The organism is Leptospira yanagawae serovar Saopaulo str. Sao Paulo = ATCC 700523, assembly GCF_000332475.2.
Taxonomy (GTDB): domain Bacteria; phylum Spirochaetota; class Leptospiria; order Leptospirales; family Leptospiraceae; genus Leptospira_A; species Leptospira_A yanagawae.
On record NZ_AOGX02000015.1, the window covers coordinates 115,883 to 133,517 of the forward strand.

The window sequence follows — 17,635 nt, forward strand, 5'->3', positions numbered from 1 at the left end:
GACTAAGAAAAAACCCTTCATAACTACGAGCAATCATTCATGGATGTAACCCCATGTTTCCAATATTTTTTTTACTTCTTTGCCCATCTCTTTTTGCACTTCCGTTTCTCCAGAACCACTAAAGGCACCATCATTGTACACCCAAGGAAGTGGCGATTGGAAAAGTCCATCAGGTTGCCTTTCGGAAACAATTAAGTCCTCTAAATTCGTCATGGACCTTTGGTATTCTAACCCATACTTTCCAAAACGAACAGGGATCGTTTTTCCATTTCGTGTGAATTGGAAATAAGCTCCCAATTCTGGATTTACTGTTTTCAGAATGATTTCTTCCGATTGGTCCAAATTTTGAAGTTTCGATTCATTTGTTTTTTTCGATCCGGTAGGCCCATTTCGTTTTTGAGATTCCTTAGCCACTAAAACTGATTTCGCAGAACCTGATTGTATTTGCACCGATTCTGGCGCTTCCCAGTCATAAACGGATCCTTGCACATTCATTGATAAAAAATCGTGACAAATGGCCTCCTCACAGGGTGGGATCCAAATGCGGATTCCATTCCGTTTTAAAAAATTCTCCCGTCGGAAATCAACCCTTGCGATTTGTAATAAAGTTTCGCCTGCCTTTTCAAGACTAAGGTTGTGTAATTCTTTCGGATCGTTTTTTAGATCATACAATTCTTCCGCCATTGTATGTGGTTCTCCAGATGAAGTTCGCCTAACAGTTGTAAATCCAGGATAACGACGGATGTATTTGTAGGTTTCCGTTCGAACCGATTCCGACATCCGCCCTTCTGTATAAATATAGGTTTCCACTGGGCAAGGATCGGATTTTAAAATGCAGGTTGCATAATCCACTCCTTGGTAAGTTGCATGATTAGGTCTCAAATCCAAAAATCCTAGAATGGTTGGTGCCAAAGATAGTAACGAGGACTGACCTGAAATTCGAATTTGGGTTTTCTCAATTCTAGGTGAATTGAATTGAGAATCGGATACTTTGTTTTCCAATTGGTTTTCTGCTGAGTAGTGTTTGATCTTTGGGTAACGATTTGGCATTGAATTTTTATCTTCGCTAAACAATGATTTGTTTTGTTTATTTACCAAATTATCTGCCAGTGATTTGGGTAGTTTGATAAAATAAGGCACATTGATTTCTTCATCATAATGGGTCTCCCCATGACCAAACCGTGTTTGCATGATAAAATGATAACTATAATCATGTTCTGGGCTAAATAGTTCACCGTGATCCCCGGTCACGATGATCATGGTCTCATCATAAGTTCCAAGTTCTTTTAATTTATTTACCAAACGACCGATCTCACGGTCTGTATAGTGCATTTCACCTAAGTAACGTTGTACGGGCGATTCAAACCGATAAAATTCAGAGTCAGGGACAATCTTTCGTACTGCCAACATATCTTCTTGCGGTGGAGAATAGGAGGCATGTGGTGTGTTCAAATTAAAATGTAAAAAATAAGGAATGTCTTTTTTCTCTGTCACAAACGAAATGGCCTCGTTTGTTAGGACTTCTGTATCCACGATGTCCATCCCCACCTGGAAGGAATTATGAAATCCCAAATCCAATCCCACCGTTGTATAATCCAAAAAGAACACATTGTTCATAATGGTTTGGGTAAAATACCCTGCATCCCGAAAGGTTTTAGCCAAATTATCACGTTTTTTTCCGTAGTACACTTTTCGTTGGTACGGTTTCGTAGAAAACCAAGAATTCCCCAAACCGAGGTTAGACGAATATTCCGAATGAAAAAATGACATCATCGAAGGTTTTGTCCAGTTCCCGTTTGCGAATGGATTTTCAAAGAATACGGATTCTTTCGCAAGTTCATCCATTACAGGTGTAACGGAGTGTTTAAATCCATATGCTCCAAAAAAATCTTTCCTTGCGGAGTCGATGACAATCAGGATCACTGATTTCGGTTTTTTCATATTGGAAAAAGATTCCGACCAATCCGACGGATATAACAATGGTTCGCCGACAAATAGGTAACTATCCTTACTTTCCCAAAGAAGGCGTAAGTCCCCATCTAGGGTGATGGACTCCGTTTTTTTTTGCCATTGTTCTTTGGGTGTGCCAGTAAAGTCCCATACCAAAATTGGTTCCGACCCGGAATACAATTTTAGTTTCCCTGAAACAGAAGACTGAAATTCTTTTTCGCCTAACAGACCCATTAGCGAAGAAAATTGGTATCTGCCTTTCGGAATGGTAAATTGGTATTCTTGTCCTGGTGGGAAAAAAAGTGCATCCAGAGAATGGTTTAAAAATATATCTTTGTTTGTGTTAAAGGTGATCTGGGTATTTTCCCATTTTCGAGAAAGAGGCAGTCCACTTTGCCTACCTGGATTTTTTTTCCAATGGTAAGGCAATGGGTCCTTGGCAATTTTGATTTTGGACCTAGCGTGTTTTAATTCCAAAACCAAATCCACTGGGAAACGGAATTCCGATTTGTTCAAACAGTGAATGAGACAAAAACAAAGGAATAGGGCGAAGGGAAGGATCTTTCGCATTTGGAACCAGTTTGCAAAACAGGTTTCCTAAGAATAGGAAAAGTTGTTTCTTTTTAGGTTTCCATCGTCCATCCTTGACATCTATGAGTAATTGGGAACAAGCCTACTCCCGCGTGGAGTCTACCTTTCAAAACAAAGATGGTGGTAAAATTTATTACCAAATCTACCGACCAAAGTCAGGTGTCAAACGAGTGCTCGTTGTCCACCATGGGATTGGGGAACACGGTGGTCGTTACAATTTTTTATTGGAAGCGATGGCAGAACGTAATTATGCAATTTACCTCATCGACTGCAGAGGCCATGGTAAGTCCGATGGACGTCGTGGTGTCATCACTCATTTTTCTGATTTTTTTGCTGACCTAAAACAACTGATTGATATCGCCAAACAAAATGAAGGTGTTAGCAAAGTCACTTTGCTTGGTCACTCCATGGGTGCTGCCATCACGTTCTTATACACTGCCACTGACAACTACCAAAATGATTTGGATGCGTATATCTGCAGTGCCCTTCCAATCAAAGTGAAAACTGATATCGTGATGGACATTAAAAAAGCTGCGGGCGGTTTTTTAGCAAAAGCGCTCCCCACTCTCACAATCCCAACTGGTCTTAATGTGAATCTCATTTCTCGTGACAAATCAGTGGTTGATGCTTACGTAAAAGACCCACTTGTTCATGGAAATGTATGTGCCTACCTAGGCGATTACCTTCTTAACTGTCATACACTTGCATTGGAATCTGCCGAAAAAATCAAAGTTCCAATTTATATGTTTCACGGAAAAGAAGACCAAATTGCTCTTCCAGAAGGGACAAACGAAGCTTTTGAACGCGTAGCGTCCAAAGACAAAACCAAAAGACTTTTTGATGATTTATACCATGAAACCATGAACGAACTTCCTAAAGACAGAGCAATCGTCTTAAAAGAGTTAGTTGCTTGGATCGACAAACACTAAGGAGAAAATGCCAATGGCAATAACAAAAGATATAGTTGGAAAAAAACTAGATCGTTTTGATTTCACAGTGGAACGAGGAAAAATCAAAGAATTTTGCCTCGCCATCAACGAAAAAAACCCAATCTATTTTGACGTAGAAGAAGCAAAAAAAGCAGGATACTCAGATGTTCCTGCTCCACCAACTTTCCCTACGGTCATCATGTTTTGGGGATACCCAAAGATTTGGAATGATATGGCCGAACTTGGGATCGACCTTTCCAAAATCCTTCACTTAAAAGAAGAATACACGTACCATAAAATCCTATATCCGGGCAAAGTGTACGCTCAATCTGAAATTTCTGACGTTAAAGTGGGAAGAGCAGAAATTGTAACTTTCAAAACCACCATTTACGACGAAAAAGATGATCCGATCCTCTCTGCAGAGATGGCGATTTTCATTCGTAAGGATTAATTCCAAGGAGGCAAACAATGGCAAAAATTCAATTTGATAAAGTAGAAGTTGGTCAAACTCTTCCTCCGCTAGACGTCCCAGTGATCGAACATGCAAATTTAGTTCGTTATGCGGGGGCATCTGGAGATTTTAACCCCATTCACAATGATCCTGATTTCGCGAGAAAAGCAGGTTTAGATGGAACAATCTCTCACGGTATGTATGTGATGGCACAAGTAGGAAGGCTTTGTACTTCTTGGGCAGACCAAAAAGACATTGCATACTTTGGTGTAACTTTCAAAGCGATGACAAAACTTGGCGAAAAACTAACAGTTGTTGGAACCATCAAAAAGAAATTTGAAAAAGATGGTAAAAAAACTGTGACTGTTCTCGTTGAGGCTAAAAACGAAGCTGGCGAAGTAAAAGCTGGTGGTGATTTAGTTGTGAACGCAGTTTAAAAATTTTGAATCTCAAATAAGAATCAGAAAATTTAATTTACGTCTCAAAAGGCATCTGACGAAAGTTGGGTGCCTTTTTTATTGCCAAAGTTGGAACAAACATACAGAATTGGCACTTTCTACGTTGAGGTGAAAGGAATATTATGCAAACTTCGGACCAAATGAAATCTCAAATCCAATCTTTACTTTCCAATCACCCTGAAATCAGTGTCGATGTTCTATTTTTGTATGTGCCTGAATTGAATATCCTCAACCAGTTCCTCCAAGACGATGAAACCATCCAAGGGTATACCATTGGCCTTTTGGAAACGAAACAACAAAAGCATACCGCTGGAAAATGGTTACTGGTTCTCACGAACAAACAGATCCACTTGCTCCGTAATCCAATGTTAGGAAACCCAACGCATATCCCAATTGAATTTGCAAAATTACAAAACACGTCAACAAAACTTGGTTGGTTTTTTGGACAAATCCATTTGGAAACAGAAGAAGAAACGTTTCGGTTGATCCAAATTGGAAAAAAAGATTACCAATTCTTTTTGCCAAGTTTCCAACCGCATTTAAAATAATCCAAATCTTTGCGTAGCCGATTTGGGAATATAAATCGATTAAAAATTATGAAACGTTCGCATAACGACTGCAATAGATTTGCTTCAAATCGATTCTTGGCGCCTCGAATTGATCGTTGATTCGAAATCGATTCCAAATCGACCGCGCTTTACGCTCCAATCTTTCGTTTCACGAAAGGATTTCCGCTACAATCGCTGGCGCAGGGATTTTTTTTGCAAAAACAGGCTTGCTATCTCTACTAAATTATCTTCAATTTCTCTAGATGCACCTAACTTCGCACCAAAGGAAAATTCTTGCACTAGATCTTACCAGAAAACGTGCATCAGGTGATCCAAACAGGCTTGGACAAGCCATGCTTGGAGCGCAAGTAGATTTAAATCCTCATCAATTAGACGCCGCACTTTTTGCCTTAGATTCGCCACTTTCAAAAGGAGCCATCTTAGCTGATGAAGTTGGTCTAGGAAAAACAATTGAAGCTGGTTTGGTTCTTAGCCAGTTTCTTTCAGAAGGAAAATCAAAAATCCTAATCATTTGTCCTGCAAACTTGAGGAAACAATGGGGTGGAGAATTACATGAAAAATTTCACTTAAAATCCGTAATTTTAGAAAGTAAAAACTTTCAATTGGAACAAAAAGCTGGAAATCAAAATCCGTTCCAATCCGATCAAATAAAAATCATTTCTTATCAATTTGCAAAATCAAAAGCATATGAAATTTCGCAAGTCCAATGGGACTTGGTTGTCATTGACGAAGCACATAGACTTCGCAATGTTTATAAAGAATCCAATATCATCTCAAATACCATCAAAGAATCATTAATTGGTCGGTTTAAACTCCTACTGACTGCAACTCCTTTACAGAATTCATTGAGTGAACTTTTCGGATTGGTAAGCATCATTGATGAACAAATCTTCGGCGATTTTGAAAGTTTTTCAGGACAGTTTTTACGAATCCAATCAGAAGACCAACTGCAACTATTAAAAAATAGAATCAGTGGCATTTGCAAACGAACACTTCGCAAACAAGTATTGGAATATATAAAATATACAAAACGTATCTCGATCACAAAAGAATTTGTTCCGAGCCAGGATGAAGACAAACTTCATGAATGGATCAGTGCCTATTTACAACGAGATAAATTAGCGGCTCTTCCAAAAAGCCAACGCAAACTCATGACACTCATTCTACGAAAACTTTTGGCATCTTCCACTTATGCCATTGCCGGAACCTTGCAGGCCCTAGTAGACCGTTTGGAAAGAAAGATTGGAAATGCTGATAACGGAATTGATGAAGAAATAGCTGAAATCCTGGCTGAAGACTTCGAAGAATATGAAGAGATCAAAGATGAGTGGCAAAGTTACCAAAACCAAAAAAGTAATCCAGATTCTCCGTCCAATATTGAATCGATAGAAGATTTAAAATTAGAAGTAAAAGAGCTGAAAGAATTTTTGACTCTTGCCAATAGCATCCAAGCCAATAGCAAAGCAGAAGTACTTCTCGCTGGGCTTGGTCAGGCTTTTTCCGAAATGGAACGATTAGGTGGGGCAGAGAAAGCAGTCATCTTCACAGAATCCAGACGAACTCAAAACTATCTATTTGATATACTATCAAGTAATGGTTATGCGAATCAAATTCTACTTTTCAATGGTTCGAATAATGATGAAACTTCTAAAGAGATTTACCAATCTTGGGTAATCAAATACAAAGATACAGAAAAAATATCTGGGTCAAAGTCTGCCGATATGCGGGCGGCGCTTGTTGAAGAGTTTCGAGAAAGGAGGCAAATTCTCATCGCGACGGAAGCGGCCGCAGAAGGAATCAATTTGCAATTTTGCTCAATTGTTGTGAATTATGACCTCCCCTGGAACCCACAACGAATTGAACAAAGGATTGGTAGGTGCCATCGGTATGGCCAAAATTTTGATGTAGTTGTCGTAAATTTCCTAAATAAAAAAAATCTAGCTGATGTTCGCGTTTATGAACTGTTAAGCGAAAAATTTCAATTGTTTAGTGGGGTATTTGGGGCAAGTGATGAAATTTTAGGAAATGTCGAGTCTGGCGTGGACTTTGAAAGGCGTATTGCAGAAATTTTCCAAGATTGTCGAACCAAAGAAGAAATCCAAGAAGCCTTTGACCTGCTCCAATCCGAATTACAATCTGATATTAACGAAAGGCTTAAAGAAACACGAGAAAAACTTTTAACCAATTTTGATGAAATCGTCCAAGAAAAGTTGAAAATTCGAATGGAAGAAAGTGAAATTTTGTTTGATCGCCAAACAAAACTACTTTGGCTTTTAACTAGGGATGCCATTCAAAAGTATGGAAAGGTGAATGATGCAGATTATAGTTTTCGGCTTGATTCTCATCCATATTCTACTGCTTCCATACCACTTGGTCATTATCGGATGGGGAAGTCGTTATTCCAGGAAAATCACTACCACATAAATCATCCACTTGCGAAAACTATAATCGACGTTGCAATCAAAGAACAACCATCATCCGAGGGAATCTTAACTTTTACTCTGAGTGAGGATCGCATAGATCAAAGTTATGCGAATTTTAGAAACAAAAGAGGATTCGTATTTGCAAGTCTATGGATTTTAGATAGTTTTGAAAGAGAAGAAATTCTATTGGTAACTATCGTATGGGAGGATGGAACCAGTTTAGATAATGACCTTGCCATCCGACTTTTTTCGAGAACATGTAAGTGGCAAAAAAATTCTGACACATTCGAAGGTTTCGAAAATCTAAAAGCAAAATTAGAAGAAATCCATTCTTCAAAAAAAAGCCAAATCTTAGAATCACGCGACCTAAGAAACCAAGAACTCTTTAGCAAAGAATATGAAAAATTGGATGCATGGGCAGATGACAGGCGTTTGAGCTTGCAAAAAGAGTTAAAAGCCTTTGATGACGAAATCAAAATAAAGAAAAAATTAGCAAAAGAGTCTGGAAACATCACAGATCGTTTAAAGCTCGAACGGGAACGGAAAGAGATTGAACGAAAGCGTGACGAAGCCTGGCGAAATTTTGAAATCGCACGGCGATCCATCGATGAAGAAAAAGATAAATTTTTAAATGATATGGAAAAGAAGGCTCATTTGCAGTCTGAGGAGCAGATTCTCTTTTCATTAGGAATTCAAATTGTATAACGTATGAAAGTGGAAATTTTCACTTGCAAATTACAAAATTTTTGAGGAAACTTACATCAGCATACCTGCCAGGCCTATCCACGGAAGCCCAAATAGGCAGGTCTTTTTCCCTTATAGCTATAATAGAAGTTAGAAAATGATTACTACCGAATCAAAAGATTTTCGTTCGATGATACCTATTATTACGGAACGATGGATCCAAGAAACGAATCCGATTCGTATTTATTTATTTGGTTCTTCCACTCAAGTAAAAGAGTCTTCTACTGTTCCAAACGATTTAGATTTTTTACTGGTTTATGATACTATTCCAAACAATCGAGACCTTCGCATTAGATTGCATTCTTTGATTGCTGATTTAGGAGTTCCTGTTGACTGTTTTGTTGTAGAAAACAGCAAAATCAAAAACGAAATTTTCTCTGCAAATGACATAGTTGGTTCTGCTTTAAACACTGGTATCTTGATTTATGAATCCAAATGATTATAGGGTTTGGTTACAATTTGCGGAGGAAGATTTAGATTCGGCCCAACTCATCACAGAAAAATCAAATCACTACAGACAAGCATGTTTTTTAATCCAGCAGAGTGTCGAAAAATCAATTAAAGCGTGTTATGTGAAAACAAATCAACAATTCTTAAAGACACATGACCTCAATGCTCTACGCGATCAATTAAACTACAATTTCCTTTGGAAAAAAGTTTATCCCAACCTTTCACAATTTATTGTCTATGCAGTTGAGGCTCGTTATCCAGGTGATTGGGAAGAAATTGATTTCGAAGAGGCAAACAGTTTACTTTTAGTTGCTAAAAAAATTTTAGAATCCATAAAAAAAGAATTAAGCGCAGATCTCACCCCATGACAACAGCACCCAAACTCCCTCTCACCTCTCACAACCTAAACGAGGACAAACTCCGCATCCTAAAAGAACACTTCCCTGAAGTCTTCACCGAAGGCAACTGTATCGATTGGGACAAACTGCGCCTAACACTCGGCGAAACCCTCGAATCCGAAGACTCCAAAGAACGCTTTGGCCTAAACTGGCCAGGCAAACGAAACTGCTTCAAAGCCATACAGGCACCAACAACCGCCACCCTCCTCCCCGACCGAGGGGCTTCCGTTGACTTTGACACCACAGAAAACCTCTACATCGAAGGGGACAACCTCGAGGTTTTAAAACTCCTGCAAAAGTCCTATCTGGGCAAGGTCAAAATGATCTACATCGATCCGCCTTACAATACGGGGAATGACTTTGTCTACCCCGACGACTACACCGAATCCTTAAAAACCTATTTGGAATTCACGGGCCAAGTGGACGCTGGGGGACGCAAGTTTTCCAATAACACGGAAACGACGGGCCGGTTCCATTCCAAATGGCTAAACATGATGTACCCAAGGCTCTTTCTCGCACGAAACCTTCTCCGCGAAGATGGGGTCATCTTTATTTCCATTGATGATGGTGAAGTCGCCCACTTACGGAAAGTATGCGATGAGATCTTCGGGGAAGAGAACTCGCGCGGGATGATTACTCGGAATACAGGTACACCCACTGGACAAGGAAACAAAATTCTCGTGAATACCATTGACTATATCCTTGTATATTCAAAATCCGATTACTCTAATTTCTCCGGACTAGAATTCAATGAGGACGATGAAAGTATATATGATCAGGAAGATGAAAAAGGACGATTTCTTATTAGAAGCCTTCGTAAAACAGGTGGGGAAGATAGGAAAGAAGATCGTCCAAGTATGTATTACCCGATATTAGCACCAGATGGCACGGAAATATATCCAATCGGTCCTGGAGGTTATGAAAGTCGCTGGCGCTGCGGACGAGGAAGATTTTTACAATTATCAAAAGATGGACTAATACTTTGGAAAAAGAGTAATGATGAAAAAAATGAATGGAAGCCACACCAAAAATTCTATCTCGAGGGACGAACCAAGCAACCTTCGAATTTATGGAATGACATAGAAGGAAACAAAAAAGCTTCCATTGATATAAAAAATATTTTCAATGGAAAAATATTTGATTTTCCGAAACCGGTTGAACTGATATCCCGTTGTATAGATATCAGCGGAGTAAACTCTCCCTCCGACATCATTCTCGATTTCTTCTCCGGCTCTGCCACCACCGCGCACGCCGTACTGGCGTTAAATGCCGAAGATGGGAGGAATCGCAAATTCATCTGTGTCCAACTCCCCGAACCCACTCGCACCAAAAAAGCGGATGGAACCTGGGAGGAATCGGAAGCCTACAAAGCCGGGTTTTCCACCATTGCCGAAATTGGAAAGGAACGCATCCGTCGGGTGATCGCCAAACTGAAAGAGGAAGGCTCTGCGAACAAGGGAAAGGCGACGGGTGGCAAAAAAACTGTCAAAATCCAAGCCTTTCAGGCAAATGAAGAAGCACCGTCCCTCGGCTTCGAGCGAACGGATGACCAACTAACGCATAACGGGGGGGGTACCGAACCGCCGCTTAAGTCGCAAGACCTCGGCTTTCGTGTTTTTAAACTCGCCCCAAGTAACTTTCCTGTCTGGAATGGGAATCTGGAAAAGTCCAAAGAAGCCCTAGAAGAGGTGCTCTTTGCCACTCCGGAATTTCCCACAAACGACCCTGTTCACGGAACAGAAGAAGCCATTCTCTTTGAAGTCCTTCTCAAATCGGGCCTAAGCCTGGCCCTAGCCAATCCTTCCATCCGCACCGAAACGATTGCGGGAAAAATTGTCTACATTGCCGAGGAAACCGCCTACTATGTGTTAGGCAATTCTCACACAGCCGAAGTGTTTGATGAAATCATGAAACGAAATCCATCGCAAGTTGTGGTGCGAGAATCGGGATTTGGAGGGAATGATGTACTAAAGGCAAATGTCCATGCCCAATTCAAACAGATGAAAGATGTCCGATTTTTGGTGGTCTAAGCATGAAAATCCACTTTGAACACCTAACATTTCAAGAAGAAGCCACCCACGCCGCCTTATCCTTGTTTGAAGGGATGGAAACTTCCCCTTCGGGGATTTCCTTTGCGCTTTCGGGCGAGAAAGGTTCTCTCTTTCAAAATGAACTGGGTTTTGGGAATGCCCTACCTTTGGACGCAGATACCCTCTATGAAAACTTGGGGAAGGTGCAGGACAAATACTCGCTCGAGGCAACCACACGGGACGCCTTCGATGCAAGCGGACTTCGGTTTACCATTGAGATGGAAACAGGTACAGGAAAGACCTATGTGTATCTCAATACCATTCTTTCCCTCCACAAAACCTATGGATGGTCAAAGTTCATCATCATCGTACCTTCCATTGCGATTAAGGAAGGGGTGCTCAAAACCTTAGAGATGACAGCCGACCACTTTCGGGAAAAATTTGGAACTCCCCTCGTCAAAGGAAGCACCTATTCGCTATACCAAGGTTCAGCGCCGAGTGCCCTCCGCCATTTTGCCACCACCAACCAATTGCAAATCCTTGTGATAAACATCCAAGCCTTCAATAAAGACAATGCCGTTATTCTTCGAGATGATATAGATAATTTAAATGGCTATCGGCCCATTGACTTTATCCGCGCGGCAAATCCCATCCTCATCATCGACGAACCACAGTCAGTTGACAATACCGAAACCGCAAAAAATGCAATTGCAGAACTAAACCCCCTCTTCCAGCTCCGGTATTCGGCCACTCCCAAAACCAAACACAATCCCATCTTTCGTCTTGGGCCAGTCGAAGCCTTCCAAAGAAAACTTGTCAAACGCATCCAAATCCGCTCCCTCGAAGTCACAGGCACAGAAAATGCGCCATATATCAAATTAGAATCCACCCAAGGAAAACCAGGGAGTAGTTTTACCGCCAAACTCACAGTCAATGTCCAATCCAAAGGGAAAATCTCTAAGAAAACCATCACCGTCAAAAAAGACGATGATCTGGCTCTCAAAACCGAAAACTCGCATTACGAAAGCTATGTGGTTGATACCATCAGCATCGAACCAGGGAATGAATTCCTCCGTTTTACAAATGGAACCACTCTCTTTGTGGGAAAAGAAATTGGGTCTCTCGACCAAGTGGTACAAGACGAACGGATCAAAGAAACCATCAAAGCCCATTTAGAAAAGGAATTGCAACTGAAGAGGATGGGTGTGGACGCAAAAGTCCTAACCCTATTCTTTTTAGATCGTGTCTCCAACTACCGCATTTACAATGCTGATGGCACAACGAGTCTCGGCAAGTATGGGCAAGTTTTTGAAGCCGCTTACGAGGAACTCACCAAACAACAGGTGTTTCGCGAACTACAAAGTCCAGCTGTAGATTCCGTCCACAATGGTTACTTTTCCGGTGACAAAAAGAAAAAAGGAAATACCGAGACCATCGAATGGAAGGACACGAAAGGAGACAGTGCGAAAGACGATGATACTTACAATCTTATCATGCGAGACAAAGAAAAACTCCTCGACCCAAAGGAACCACTCCGTTTTATCTTTTCCCACTCCGCTCTGAGAGAAGGTTGGGACAATCCAAACGTATTCCAAATTTGTACCCTCCTCGAAACTCGCTCTGAGTTCACCAAACGCCAGCAAATTGGGCGAGGACTCCGCCTCCCTGTCGATGCAAAAGGAAACCGTATCCAAAACGAAACCATAAACCAACTCTCTGTCATCGTAAACGAAAGTTATGCGAATTTTGTCAGTGGCCTACAAAAGGAATACAAAGAGGAATCAGGAATTGAATTTGGAAAGATCAGCTCACACCAATTTTTGGAACTCATTTCTGGGATCGTGCCAGAATCAACAAACCCGAAGGAGAAGAGAAAACAAGCAGAAGGACTTTTTGACGTTCTAAAAAAGCTTGGTTATCTCAATGACAAGGGTTCGTTTACAACCAAACTAGAGGATGCGTTTTTACGCCCTTCGGACTTTGTCTTGGAAGGTGATTTCGTCGGTCGAGAAGAGGTTATCTTGGAATGGTTAAAGGGACTCAACATACAAACCTTTGTCAAAACCAAACAGGAACCTACCAAAATCCAAAAAAATGAAGCTCTTTGGAACCACCCTGAGTTTTGGAAATTGTGGGACATCATCAAACAAAAAACCATCTACAAGTTCCAATTCGATTCAAATTCGATTAAGAAAGAAGCCATCGCGCGCATCAAAGAAATCCAGTGTGAACCTATGAAGGTGGTCACTGCCGTTGCCCAAAGTACATTCGGCCAAGGGGGAATCTCCGCGAAAGAAATTCGAGACAAGGAAACAAGAGAGGTTGTGAGTCCCTTTCCTCTACCCGATCCTTTGGAATACCTACAAAAGGAAACCGACCTAACTCGTGAGACCTTAAAACAAATTCTTAAGGAATCCAATTCGCTTGGTGAATTTATCAAAAACCCACAAAACTACTTAGAGCGAGCCTCTCAACATATCAAAGAAGTGATCCGAGAAATTGGAATCAAAAATGGATTGGAATATGTACCCCTTCCCAATACGTATTGGGAGCAGTGGAATACAACAGAACCAATCTTTGTGACTTACAAAGAAGTCACATCAGAAACTGTAGATACCAAATTACACGGGCTATACGAAAAAATGGAAACGGATAGTGATACTGAGAAACGGTTTGCGCAGGAACAAGAACGATCCGATACTGTCCAAGTTTTCACAAAATTACCACGCCGGTTTACCGTTCCCACACCCGTTGGAAATTACAACCCCGACTGGGCGATTGTCTTAAAAGAAGAACATTCCGGAAAAGAAAACTTCCTCTATTTTGTAAAAGAAACAAAAGGTTACTCCACTTTTGAAGAAATTAGATCCGAAGAGGAAAAACAGAAAATCAAATCCGCAAAAAAACATTTCGAAGTGGTCTTTGACTCGTACAAAAAAAGAATGCTCGCGGAAAACAAAAAGGAATCTGAGCTACCCAATTTTGAGTTCCGAGTGGTCTTAGGAACGGGAAAATCGGATAATCAGTTTCAGGATATTGAGTCGTGAAAATAAAATACCTATTCCAGTTTCAACTTACTAGTCTTTCCACTTTCTTTCACTTCGACCCATCTTTTTTTGGCATCAACCGTAAGGATCGCATCATATTGGACAGGCACTACCAATTTCCCTTTTTTGTTGATGAGTCCATACAAACCACCCACAATTCGTTTGTGTTCCCCCTCTGGTTTCAACTCACACCCGTTACATACGATCGCATGTCCATTTTCAAATGGGTACACAAAATCATAATTGGCAACAATTACCTTTTGGCAACGTTCGTTATGAAATCCCATTTTGCCATTTTCCACAAATCTTGCGAGCTTCTCAGAAAGGTAGTCAGGGCCATTATCATATAAAAAACTTTCGAGTAATACATTGTTTTTTTGATCAATGCAAACCCATTTGTTGTTCCATACAACGAAGGCAACTCCAGCTTTTGTAAAATCCAATGTTTGATCGTATTGCGGTTGAATGATCACTTTTCCTTTTTTGTCTTTAAATCCATACAATCCATTTTCTTCAAAAGAAGTAAGCGCTTTGGACTCTGCGAAAATTGATCCCGAGACAACAAGGGATAGAAAAAGTAACATTCGTATTTTCATATTTGTTTCCTTAAGGCATCATCTTCTAGTTCTTCAAACGGAATGTCCAATACTTCATACCCTGCACAATCTAAAAAATCAAAATGCCACCACTCCGTTTTGTTGACGCGAAATCCAAATCGGCTCATCCCGGCGATGAGTTTGTCTCTGTTTTGTTTGGTCACTGGATCTGATATGGGAGAATTCGCCCAAGCTGCCTTCTCAAAGGAATCATATTCGGTTGGCATTAGTAATTCTTGTTTCGTTTTTGAATCTACTAAGGTCAAATCGATCGCACAACCTCTGTTATGCCTTGATCCGGTTTTGGGAGATGCTACATATCGAGTGTCCTTAATCAATTCATAAAACGTAACAGTGGCATGATACGGCCTGTACGCATCGTAAATCTGAATGGCATACCCTTGTTTTAAAAATTCCATTTGGGCTTTGCGGAGGGCTTCTGCGACTCGTTTTCTAGCATATGCCTTACCAGTTGTGTATATCTTCTTACCAGTGAAGTTGTTCACCGTGGCATAACGAATCTCCAATACAATGTTGGGAATTGATTCTAAGTTTACCAAACCACGATTTGGATCTTTTGCAATGGATTCCTGGTAAGCCTTTTTTTCAAAAACGATGAGTTTCGTTTCCTCACTGTGTATTGAAAAACTGAGGAATGTTAGAAAGATAAAATGGATAAAGAAACTTTTTATAAACATTTGTGTGCAGATAAAGATTCTATTATAAAATAAATTGAATCGAATTTCAGATTTTTTATACATACCACGACCTTCCATCTTTCCTACTTACTTTCACTTATTTTATTCCAAATATGATTGCAAAATGGATACAACTGGGCAAATCACTGTGGGGGATCATTTTTCCTTTGATCTGATTCCAATAACGGTTCATACATCATCCAAGCGGTATTTTCTGTAACCAATTGGTCATCCACTATTTCATTTGTGGATTTCAAGAAAATCTTTCGACGAATGGTATTTCGTCTCGTGTAACCACCATAAGGTTCAGCATGAAATGCATGGTACGATTCGTATACGGAATAGGTATATGGAATGTCTCGATCTGTCCTCCATTCTCCATTTAAATTGTCGTTTTCGATCCAAACATGCAACACAAACGGTTGTTTGGTTGTATTTTGAATTTGTAGGTCAATATAATTATAGGATAAAGTTGCACCTGATCCAAAGGGAAGTGTGCGGTTCGAATCAGGAAAGATATCAAAACTATGACGCCATCTTTCTTTTACTGTGAGTGGTGTGTGGAGTGTCATCCAATAGATTAAATTTGCCATTTGGCAAAGACCTCCACCTGTCCTTTCCACAAACCCACCATTCTTCAACTGCATCCCAGGTAAATACCCTTTCCGTTTTGTAGGTTTCCCGACTAAGTACCAAAAAGAAAAAATTTGGTTAGGTTCCAAAATAATTCCATTTATCTTTTGTAAGGCGATTGATAAATTGACTTTTTTATTTTCTTGGAGGTACATAGGAACATCTTTCAGTTTTCGATAGATGGGAGAATGGTGTGAAACAATCGAAATCGGAAATTCTTTCTCTAAAAGATTCGATTCCACAATTTTTTTAGCAAAGAACTTTTGTTCGCATAACCAAACAAAGTTTCTTTTCCATTGGAAATACAATTTACCAAAGAAGAGCCGAAGTTCACTCCTTTGGACTTTTTTTGGAAAGTATCCAGGATTGTGTTTTCGAAACTTAAATTCCATATTTTTGTTTTCTCTGGATGAATCCTGGCCGTTTACGATATGGATTTTTCCAAGACTTGGCAATCGATAAAAGTTTCGAATTTTTTGCTTCTAACCACTTTCGGTAAGATTGCCATTCATCCTCCAATACAAGTTGGTATTCACCCATTGGTTCGATAGTAGAAAAAATTGGATTTCCATTCTCCTTACTTGCCCGAAGGTTTTCCATTCGGATGCCATAAACAAGTCGGTACACTTGTGTTCCTTTCGGAAGTTCCGAAATGGCTTTCTCGTCTGGTTCCCAAGACATACAATCCTTTCTAAATTGAAAATGATAGTATTCGCAAAAACCATGGTGTGCCACAAGCAGACCGTTATTAGAAACGGTTGCGGCTTTTTCGCCAGGAAGCCACATAACTTCATAAGGGTAACGAAATAAATTGGGAGATTGGACCAAAACAAAGATCCACAAACCAAAACTAACAAACGTAATCAAAATTTGTTTGGAATTGAAGTTGGAAAATATCTCTGCCACAAGTAGGAAAGAGATTAAAATTCGAAATTGAATATCGGCAAAATGAAAAATGGGTAATACTAAAGCCATTCCAGCAAAAGCAAGGCTACGACGAATGGGTAGTTGACGATCCATTACGTTTTTTCCAAAAATCAAAATGCACCAATCCCACAAAATCCCTAAACCCATCATTCCATATGCAGCAAAGATTGGAAAGGTTGCACCATCTATCACAAAACGGTCGTTATCATCTTTTGGAACCAAAAAAGGTAAGATGATTAAAATCAAAAATATGTGCAAATCAAACTTTCTCGGAATTTTATAAAGACACCATAATCCTAATCCCAAAATCCCAACCATGGCATGAAACCAAGTTGTGAGTAATAGAAGAACTGCAACGATCAACCATTTGCCATGTTTCCATTTAAATCGATCCGATAAAAAGAAACCATAAGTCAAAAGGAGAAATCCAACCGCCCAAGCTTGTTTTGGATAAAGAAAACCCAAAACAAAAACCATGACACTTGGTAATAAATTCCAAGATTCATGTGATGATATTAGAATGAACCTAGCAAAATATAGGCAAAATAACAACCAAATGACTGTTAGAAGTTGAAATACAAATAAACTTTCATCAGTGGTTCCTAAAAACCGAAAGACGAGAGCCACAATGTGAAAAACAGGGGAACGATCTGGAGAATGTAATTCTCCAGATTCTAAAAGAGAAATCGCTTGGACACCATACCAATAGATGTCCTTGCCGAATAATGAATCAAACAATCG

At 40.0% G+C, this 17,635-nt stretch carries 14 protein-coding genes; 9 read left to right on the forward strand and 5 right to left on the reverse strand.

Annotation, left to right across the window (positions count from 1 at the left end):
* Positions 1-33: 33 nt before the first annotated feature.
* Positions 34-2,520, reverse strand: a complete 2,487-nt coding sequence (locus LEP1GSC202_RS04155; protein ID WP_015677180.1) for a sulfatase family protein — start codon at positions 2,518-2,520, stop codon at positions 34-36.
* An 83-nt stretch (positions 2,521-2,603) separates the two neighbouring features.
* Between LEP1GSC202_RS04155 and LEP1GSC202_RS04160 the strand changes: the two genes are divergently transcribed.
* From LEP1GSC202_RS04160 to LEP1GSC202_RS04200, 9 genes are all read left to right on the forward strand, one after another.
* Positions 2,604-3,470 carry an alpha/beta hydrolase gene (locus LEP1GSC202_RS04160; RefSeq protein WP_039928543.1) on the forward strand — a complete coding sequence of 289 codons (867 nt, stop codon included), beginning with the start codon at positions 2,604-2,606 and terminating at the stop codon, positions 3,468-3,470.
* A gap of 13 nt (positions 3,471-3,483) precedes the next feature.
* Positions 3,484-3,921 carry an FAS1-like dehydratase domain-containing protein gene (locus tag LEP1GSC202_RS04165; protein ID WP_015676961.1) on the forward strand — a complete coding sequence of 146 codons (438 nt, stop codon included), beginning with the start codon at positions 3,484-3,486 and terminating at the stop codon, positions 3,919-3,921.
* A 17-nt stretch (positions 3,922-3,938) separates the two neighbouring features.
* Entirely contained in the window at positions 3,939-4,358 is a 420-nt protein-coding gene (locus LEP1GSC202_RS04170; protein ID WP_015677334.1) for a MaoC/PaaZ C-terminal domain-containing protein, read from the forward strand.
* A 143-nt stretch (positions 4,359-4,501) separates the two neighbouring features.
* A complete protein-coding gene (locus tag LEP1GSC202_RS04175; protein WP_015676912.1) occupies positions 4,502-4,927 on the forward strand; it encodes a PH domain-containing protein in 426 nt (141 codons plus the stop codon).
* 263 nt (positions 4,928-5,190) lie between these two features.
* Entirely contained in the window at positions 5,191-8,076 is a 2,886-nt protein-coding gene (locus tag LEP1GSC202_RS04180; RefSeq protein ID WP_039928145.1) for an SNF2-related protein, read from the forward strand.
* A 169-nt stretch (positions 8,077-8,245) separates the two neighbouring features.
* Positions 8,246-8,554, forward strand: coding sequence for a nucleotidyltransferase family protein (locus LEP1GSC202_RS04185; RefSeq protein ID WP_156825344.1), 309 nt, complete (start codon positions 8,246-8,248; stop codon positions 8,552-8,554).
* The gene (locus LEP1GSC202_RS19420; protein WP_015677034.1) at positions 8,541-8,933 is read left to right on the forward strand and encodes a HEPN domain-containing protein; all 393 of its coding nucleotides are present in this window, start codon (positions 8,541-8,543) and stop codon (positions 8,931-8,933) included. The genes LEP1GSC202_RS04185 and LEP1GSC202_RS19420 overlap by 14 nt, the downstream gene beginning before the upstream one ends.
* The gene (locus tag LEP1GSC202_RS04195; RefSeq protein WP_015676475.1) at positions 8,930-10,993 is read left to right on the forward strand and encodes a site-specific DNA-methyltransferase; all 2,064 of its coding nucleotides are present in this window, start codon (positions 8,930-8,932) and stop codon (positions 10,991-10,993) included. Before LEP1GSC202_RS19420 ends, LEP1GSC202_RS04195 begins: the two co-directional genes overlap by 4 nt.
* Positions 10,994-10,995: 2 nt before the next feature.
* Positions 10,996-14,040, forward strand: a complete 3,045-nt coding sequence (locus LEP1GSC202_RS04200) for a restriction endonuclease (protein ID WP_015677629.1) — start codon at positions 10,996-10,998, stop codon at positions 14,038-14,040.
* Positions 14,041-14,051: 11 nt separating this feature from the next.
* Here LEP1GSC202_RS04200 and LEP1GSC202_RS04205 read toward each other — a convergent pair whose 3' ends face one another.
* The 4 genes from LEP1GSC202_RS04205 to LEP1GSC202_RS04220 all read right to left on the reverse strand — a co-directional run bounded on the left by LEP1GSC202_RS04205 (position 14,052) and on the right by LEP1GSC202_RS04220 (position 17,632).
* Positions 14,052-14,636: a WG repeat-containing protein gene (locus LEP1GSC202_RS04205; protein ID WP_015676821.1), complete on the reverse strand. Its 585-nt coding sequence runs from the start codon at positions 14,634-14,636 to the stop codon at positions 14,052-14,054.
* The gene (locus LEP1GSC202_RS04210) at positions 14,633-15,397 is read right to left on the reverse strand and encodes a M15 family metallopeptidase (RefSeq protein ID WP_015677097.1); all 765 of its coding nucleotides are present in this window, start codon (positions 15,395-15,397) and stop codon (positions 14,633-14,635) included. The genes LEP1GSC202_RS04205 and LEP1GSC202_RS04210 overlap by 4 nt, the downstream gene beginning before the upstream one ends.
* Positions 15,398-15,477: 80 nt before the next feature.
* Positions 15,478-16,359: a VanW family protein gene (locus tag LEP1GSC202_RS04215; RefSeq protein WP_015677005.1), complete on the reverse strand. Its 882-nt coding sequence runs from the start codon at positions 16,357-16,359 to the stop codon at positions 15,478-15,480.
* Positions 16,349-17,632 carry a hypothetical protein gene (locus LEP1GSC202_RS04220; RefSeq protein ID WP_015677252.1) on the reverse strand — a complete coding sequence of 428 codons (1,284 nt, stop codon included), beginning with the start codon at positions 17,630-17,632 and terminating at the stop codon, positions 16,349-16,351. Before LEP1GSC202_RS04220 ends, LEP1GSC202_RS04215 begins: the two co-directional genes overlap by 11 nt.
* Positions 17,633-17,635 lie beyond the last annotated feature (3 nt).